The organism is Thiorhodococcus mannitoliphagus, assembly GCF_010915725.1.
Classification (GTDB): domain Bacteria; phylum Pseudomonadota; class Gammaproteobacteria; order Chromatiales; family Chromatiaceae; genus Thiorhodococcus; species Thiorhodococcus mannitoliphagus.
Genome location: NZ_JAAIJR010000200.1, coordinates 1 through 6814 on the forward strand (window position 1 = coordinate 1; position 6814 = coordinate 6814).

The window sequence follows — 6814 nt, forward strand, 5'->3', positions numbered from 1 at the left end:
AGATCCTCTGGGGTTTGGCTCCATTTCACGAGATCCAGCTCAAGCATACACAAATCACTCCGGTAATTCGGTGAAGGTGCCTGCGAACCGTGTGCGCGGCACGGGTTTCAGGCGATCACAGAAAGTTACGCATCCCGCTCTGGGCGCGGTTTAGTTCCCCTGCTGCGCTCAGGACCAGGGCATCGGCAGTCGAGGGACTGCCCGCTCACCCTGAGCGAGGGACGAGCGGCAGCTGTTTCGCAGATTGCAGACTTCAACGGAAAGAGCCCAATTGTCCGCTCCTGGGACACGAAGGTCAGTCGGGGAGCCTTGGCTCAGTGGCTGATCTCGGTCCAGGACGGATCCTTCCTCCGCCTCTCAGTCGGTGTCGCAGTGCAGGAAAAGAGGCAGCGAATCTTAGAATTTCGTGACGAGATAACCTTGGCGACAGCAGACCGGTCTGGAGCGCACCTGAGAACCGCCGTCCGACTGGCGTTGGGGATTTCATCGACCTCGGTGGTCGAGATGCGGTCTAAACCGAGACTCGCTAGTTGACCGCTTTGTGCTTCATTGCGATGGGCTGATCGCTTTCAAGCTTGGGGTTTCCTGCTGATTCACCCACTGGTGAAGCCCGCTGCGGCCCCCAGCATGCGCCTCGCGCGGCGCCCAGGACGCGATCCGAAGTGCGAGGGGCATGCGAGTTTTGTTGTCTCTTGGGGCGAGTAGCCTGCCAATCATGCGGCGCAATCGGCTATCGCTATTGCGCCCTAGTGTGCCCGGCATGGGCCAAGACTTGTGACCTGCAAAGAGGTCACCGGAGAGCGTGACGACAACCTTAGAACGTGTCCATCAATTGTTTCCTGATACGAGCGATGCCGCCCGAAATCCCCCCTAGCCCCCCTTTGCGAAAGGGGGGAAGTTGTTGATGGACGCTTTCTTAGTGAAGCGCAAGGTGGAAGCCGCGAGGCCAAGCTGAAAGCAGCGTGGATCAAAGCACGACCCTAGGAACACGAACAAGCCCTTGCGCAATCCTGCGAAAGGCTTACCCCACGCCCTTTCAGCCGCAGGGTCGTTCGGTTCAAGAACCAGCAAGCCTGGTTCTTATGAACCAATGGTCTCCTGGCTGAATGACGTTGAGCCTGCCTCTCGTTTGCGATTCAGTCACTTGAGCCGCTGGCAAACTCTTTGCTGAGGACGAAGGTGAGGGCGGCGCTGGAGAAACGTCCGCCAGACATTCAAGGCACATCGGTCTGTCGAATCGGGGAATCCGTCCGGTATCGACAGCTTGCGTTGGGGATCAGGATGCGCGACTCACAGCCAGTCGAGGAATATGGTCAGCTCGTACCCAAACTGATCGTCTTTGGTGTGATCGTCGGCGTGATCGCAGGCATTGGCGCCATCCTCTTTCGCGCCATGATCGGCGGCATCCACAACCTGGCCTTTTTCGGCATCTTCTCCCTCGCCTACGACGCCAATCAGCACACCCTGACCAGCCCCTTCGGGCTCTTCATCGTGCTCGTCCCAGTCGCGGGTGCGCTCGGGGTCGCCTGGCTGGTCAAGACCTTCGCCCCGGAGGCCAAGGGGCACGGCGTCCCGGAGGTGATCGGCGCCATCTACTACCAGAAGGGGCGGATTCGCCCGTCCGTGGCACTGGTCAAATCGCTCGCCTCGGCGCTATCGATCGGCACCGGCGGCTCGGTCGGGCGCGAGGGTCCCATCATCCAGATCGGGGCCGCCTTTGGTTCGACGCTCGCGCAGTGGACGCACCTGCCGGAGTGGCAGCGCATCGCCCTCATCGCCTGCGGGGCGGGCGGCGGCATCGCGGCCACCTTCAATACGCCGCTCGGCGGCATTCTCTTCGCCGTCGAGCTGATCATGACCGAGATCAGCCCGCGCACCTTGGCCCCAATGATCCTCTCCGTGGTGACCGCGACCGCTGTTGGCCGGCTCTATTTCGGTGACAGCCCATCCTTCGTCATTCCCTCGCTCGAACTCGGCATGCATCAGAGCTTCGCCCCCGAGGTGCTGGTCGCCTACCTGATCCTGGGGGTCATCCAAGGTCTGGGAGCCGTGGTTCTCATCCGTGGTATCTATGGCTTCGAGGATTTCTTCGAGCGCCTGCCCGGCAACTATTACAGCCGCCATGCTGCCGGCATGCTGCTGGTCGGGCTGCTGATGCTCGGGCTGCACAGCCACTATGGCCACTACTATGTCCAGGGCGTCGGCTACGCCACCATCCAGGACATCCTCGATGGCCAGTTGACCGCGCCCGGTCTGCTCCTGATTCTGCTCGTTGCCAAGCTGCTGGCTACCTCCTTGACCCTGGGCTCGGGCGCCTCGGGCGGTGTCTTCTCACCGTCCATGTTCATCGGCGCCTGCCTGGGTGCAGCCTTCGCCTATGCGGTCCGTGCGCTCTTTCCCGAGCTGCCCCTGGACCCCATCGCCTGCGCCGTTATGGGCATGGCTGGAATGGTCGCGGGTGGCACGGGGGCAGCGCTCACCATCATGGTGATGATTCTGGAAATGACGCACGAGTACCAGGCCGTGCTGCCGCTTATCCTGGTGGTCGGCGCGGCCCATGGCATGCGCCGTCTGATCATGCAGGACAACCTCTACAGCATGAAGCTCTCGCGTCGCGGTCAGCCGGTGCCTCAGTCCCTGCATACACCCTGGATGCTCCTGCGCAGCATCGGCGATCTGGCGGATACGCCGACCAAAGAGGGCGCTAAACCGTTGCGCGATTCGGCCTGCTTCCATCAAGTGCTGCGGCTGGAAGGGGAGGTGCGTGCGCTCTGGCCCGCCGGAGGGCCCAAGGCCATTCCCGCGCTGGTGCAGCCGCCGGATACCCCGGTCTTCGACGCGGTGGCGCACCTGCGCTCCGCTGGAGCGGCCGCGGTGGTCATCACTGCCACCGGTCGCCCGCAAGATCCGGCCCTGGCGGCCCTGACACTCGAAGAGATCGCCCACCACGGCCATGTCCCGCCGGCCTATTTACGTCCAAGAAGGAGACAACGGCGATGAATCTGCGTCATCTGCTCATCGGCCTCCCCGTCGTCGCACTGCTTGCCGGCGGTGGCTGGTGGTACCACGACTACGCCAGTGCGCATCCCGCGACCTCGGACGCTTATCTGGGGCGGCATGTCGTGCATATCGCGGCGCAGGTCAACGGCCCCATTGAATCGGTACGGGTCCATAACAACCAGACCGTCAAGGCGGGCGATCTCTTGTTGACCATCGATCCTGCGCCCTTCCAACTCGCGGTGAAGCAGGCGGAGGCGCAGCTCCAGCAGGCGAAGGAGAGCCTGGCCGCAGCGGACGCGCGCGTCGTGGCGGCCCAGGCCCAGTCGTCCTCGGCCCAGGCCAATGCCGAGGAGGCTGAGCGCCATGCCCAGCGTATCGCCGATCTGGTCGCCAAGGGCTCGGCTTCCAAGGATATGGGCGACAGCACCGAGCAGGCCAAGCTGGACGCCCAGGGTGCGCTGAACAGCGCCCGGGCCGAACTGGTTGCGGCCAAGGCGGCGCGCGGCGCCCTGGGCGACGACAATGCGGCGGTCAAGGCCGCTCAGGCGGCGCTGGATCAGGCGCGCCTCGATCTCGAGCACACCCAGATCCGTGCGCCTGCCGATGGCGTCGTCGGCGACTTCGACCTGCGCCCGGGTAGCTATGTCGACACCGGCAGCGCCCTGTTCGCGCTCGTCGAGCGGCAGGATGTCTGGGTCGACGCCAACTTCAAGGAGACCGACCTGCCGCGCATCCGCCCGGGACAGCCCGCGACCATCTCGGTCGATCTCTTGCCGGGCAAGGACTTCAAGGGCGAAGTGGAAGGGCTGAGCCCCGCCTCGGGTGCCGCCTTCTCGCTGCTGCCGGCGGAGAACGCGACCGGCAACTGGGTCAAGGTGACGCAGCGTTTCGCCGTGCGCGTGCGTGTCCTCGACCCGGTGCCGGCGCTGCGCGTTGGGGCCAGCGCCGAGGTCCGTGTCGACACCACCGCCGACTAGCTGCGGCAGGAAGCAGCTCAGATGAGCGACATAGCCGTCTCAGGGCGCATCCTGCCTGCCGCGAGCGTGATGCTGACCACCGTCATGGCCATCATGGACATGACCATCGTCAACGTGACGCTGCCGCACATGATGGGCGCCCTGGGCGCGACGGCGGATCAGGTCACCTGGGTACTGACCGCCTATATCGTCGCCGAGGCGGTCACCATCCCGCTGACCGGCTGGCTGGCGGCGCGCTTCGGGCGCCGGCGCGTGATGCTGGTCGGCATTGCGGGCTTTGTGCTCGCCTCCGCCGCCTGCGGACTGAGCGAATCCCTGTCGCAGATGGTGTTCTTCCGCCTGCTTCAGGGCGTCGCCGGGGCGCCGCTGATCCCGCTCTCCCAGGGGGTGCTGGTGAATCTCTTCCCGGCCGAGCAGCGCGGCAAGGCGATGGCGATCTGGGGCATCGGGGTGATGCTCGGTCCCGTCCTCGGTCCCACCATCGGCGGGCTGGTCACCGAGCATCTGAACTGGCGCTGGGTCTTTTACATCAACCTGCCGATCGGACTGCTCAACCTGGCCATGGTCGCGCGCAGCATCCGCGAGACCCCGCGCCAGGCGGCCGGCACCGATTGGCTGGGGGCGCTGCTGATGATCGTCGGCATCGGCAGCCTCCAGACGCTGCTCGACCGCGGCAATCAGGAGGGCTGGTTCGAGTCGGGCGTCATCCTGCTGCTGACCCTCACGGTGGTCGCCGGGCTCGCGCTCTTCGTCTGGCGTGGGCTGACCGCCAAGCAGCCCATCGTCGACCTGCGACTCTTCGCCGATCGCAACCTGGCGTTGGCCTCGACGCTCATGCTGGTGTTTGGACTGGCGCTGTTCGGGACCATCGCCATCCAGCCGCTGCTCATGGAGCGCCTGCTGGGCTATCCGGTCGAGACGACCGGGCTGGTGATGGCCCCGCGCGGATTCGGCGCGGCCTTCGGCATGCTGATCGTGGCGCGGCTCGCTGGGCGGGTCGACGCCCGCTGGATCATCGCGACCGGAATGACCCTGGCCGGCGTCGCGACCTGGATCATGTCCTGGTACAACCTCGACATCAGCCCCGGCTGGCTCATCTGGCCCGGGGTGCTCCAAGGCGTCGGCATGGGGTCTATCTTCGTCACGCTCTCCACCCTGGCCTATGCGACCCTCCCGGCGTCACAGACCGACGCGGGGGCCGGGCTCTACAACCTGGCCCGCAGCATCGGCAGCTCCATCGGCGTGTCCATCGCTGCCACCTGGTACAGCCGCTTCGGTCAGGCGGACTGGAACCAGCTCGGCGGACACATCAATCCCTTCAATCCGGCCCTGCACCACTGGCTCCAGGTGCAGGGACTGACGCTGTCCAGTCCAAACGCCGCCGTGCTGCTCACCAACGCACTTAGCCGCCAATCCTCCATGCTCGCCTTCACCCAGGTGTTCGGCATGATCGCCCTGAGCTTCGTGCTCATGCTGCCCTTGTTGTTGCTCTTGAAGCCGAGCGCGAGGAAATGACGGTGCCCGTCGCCCTCGGCCTTGGTCATCAGTTGGGCCGGTAGGGTGGACGAGCGAGCGCGAAGTCCATCGAATCCCGCGTCGGCGTTGGTGGACTGCGCTGCGCTTGTCCACCCTCGGAAGACGACTGGCCGAAACGATGATCGACGCCTCGCCCTCGATTCAGGCTTGAACGTCATTTGAGCGGACGATCGAGCGGCGGGATGAGTACGTCCCCCCAAAGGCGAGAAGGCTATCGAGAGCCGTCATCGGTGATCACCGTCGTGAGCCTTTGGATTGATCAGCACGGCGGCCAGTTCGCGCTGATACTGCGGCACTGCTGTCTACTCTTGGCCGCCAGCGTCGAAGAAGGGTCGGCAAACAAAGGCGATGAGCCGACGGGACGCAGCAGTTGCGCCTTGGCACCTGTGAGGATATCCCTGAACGCGCGGCTGGAGCCGCGCCCCGCTCCTAGGAGCCTGTCCGACTTAGAAAGTGACCATCAACAACTTCCCCCCCTTTCGCAAAGGGGGGCTAGGGGGGATTTCGGGCGGGATCGCTCGTATCGGGAAACAATTGATGGGCGCTTTCTTAGGATGAATCGGCCGCGGAATCGGGAGAAGGGTCCCTTTCGCCCCGCCGCTCGGACCATTCGAGCAGGGTTGGCGCGTCGGCCTAGGTGATGCGGATCTGGGCCGCCAACTGCTCCTGGCGCGCCGGGAGGATGCGCACATCATCGCCGAGGTCGGCCGCCTCTGCGGCGGCGAAGAAGGCGAGCGCTGCGTGCGGGTAGTCGAGGATGAGGTTCTTGAAGTACTGATCGTGGGACATTGGATTGTCCGGGCACGAGGCGTGATCGAAGGATTGCCGCCGTTTCTCGGACCTATCGCAAAGCCGACGACGCCCGCGGGTCGTTCCGAATCCGAGTCTCTCGCAGGTCAGGCGAATCCTTCACCGGGCGAAGCATGCGAAACACAAGACCTGCCCCAGTCTTCCTCATCCAGCGCGGCAACCGGGCCTTTTGGCTCGGCTGCCGATGGGCTGGGTGTTGCTGGTTCAAGCACCCTGAGATTCCCTGCTCTGGTGGTATCTGATCCAAACGAAGGCGGTCCCGATGACGGCCATGGTGGCCGTGCCGCCGATTGCGATCAACAGGGCGTTGTCGTCCAGGAAGGCGATGACAACCCCGCTGAAGATGAGAAAGAGCCCGAACACGGCCATCTTCCAGTCCAGGTACAGTCCGCTCAGGATGCTGGCCAGACCTAAGGTGATTTCCGAATAACAGTTTACCCGGTTAAGATGGGATTTACTCAACAGACTGACCCTATCGAGTCCGACCATGT

Annotated in this window: 4 protein-coding genes and 1 pseudogene; 3 read left to right on the top strand and 2 right to left on the bottom strand. The window is 64.3% G+C overall.

Annotated features, from left to right (window positions below; all coding sequences use genetic code 11):
- The first annotated feature begins 1281 nt into the window (after nucleotides 1–1281).
- Genes G3480_RS24515 through G3480_RS24525 form a run of 3 tightly spaced genes read left to right on the top strand, consistent with a single transcriptional unit; the run spans nucleotide 1282 to nucleotide 5492 of the window.
- Nucleotides 1282–3000 carry a chloride channel protein gene (locus G3480_RS24515; protein WP_164656856.1) on the top strand — a complete coding sequence of 573 codons (1719 nt, stop codon included), beginning with the start codon at nucleotides 1282–1284 and terminating at the stop codon, nucleotides 2998–3000.
- Nucleotides 2997–3977 (top strand): HlyD family secretion protein, encoded by a 981-nt coding sequence (locus G3480_RS24520; protein ID WP_164656857.1) that lies wholly within the window; start codon nucleotides 2997–2999, stop codon nucleotides 3975–3977. Before G3480_RS24515 ends, G3480_RS24520 begins: the two co-directional genes overlap by 4 nt.
- A 21-nt stretch (nucleotides 3978–3998) precedes the next feature.
- A complete protein-coding gene (locus tag G3480_RS24525; protein WP_164656858.1) occupies nucleotides 3999–5492 on the top strand; it encodes a DHA2 family efflux MFS transporter permease subunit in 1494 nt (497 codons plus the stop codon).
- 654 nt (nucleotides 5493–6146) lie between these two features.
- Here G3480_RS24525 and G3480_RS24530 read toward each other — a convergent pair.
- Nucleotides 6147–6302, bottom strand: coding sequence for a hypothetical protein (locus G3480_RS24530; protein WP_164656855.1), 156 nt, complete (start codon nucleotides 6300–6302; stop codon nucleotides 6147–6149).
- 225 nt (nucleotides 6303–6527) lie between these two features.
- Nucleotides 6528–6814 (bottom strand): annotated as a pseudogene (locus tag G3480_RS24535) (hypothetical protein); the annotation flags it as partial.